We start from the raw sequence: 354 nt of genomic DNA, 5'->3' as shown, positions 1-354 counted from the left end.
GCGGCGTCGCCGTGGATGGAGCGCTTGCCGTGGATGCGCCGTGGCGCGGCGGGGGCAAAGGCCGCATTGCCGCGCATCGCCACCCGCAGCGCGAACACGCCGGCGACGGCGGCGAGCATCGCGCCGACCGCCGTCGCAGGATCGATGTAGTTGATGAGGCTGGCACCGGCAGGCACGCTGTCGGAGAGACCCGACAGCCGAATGCTCTCGCGCGCCACCGCGGCGGCGACGAGCGCGGCAGCGCCGATGAGCACCCCCACCCCCATCGAGCGGATCGCGACCGCGCCTCTGGCGGCGAAGAGGAAGATGACGCCTATCGCTGTGGCGGCTGCATAGGGAAGCGCGATCCCAACG

General features: G+C 72.3%; 1 pseudogene. It reads right to left on the bottom strand.

The window, feature by feature from the left end:
* Window positions 1-354: pseudogene (locus tag CEV33_RS23925) on the bottom strand (Ti-type conjugative transfer system protein TraG); the annotation flags it as partial.

Source organism: Brucella grignonensis, assembly GCF_002252505.1.
Taxonomy (GTDB): Bacteria; Pseudomonadota; Alphaproteobacteria; order Rhizobiales; family Rhizobiaceae; genus Brucella; species Brucella grignonensis.
Note: the sequence above shows the minus strand (reverse complement) of the source record. Positions and strands in the feature narration are given on the sequence as shown.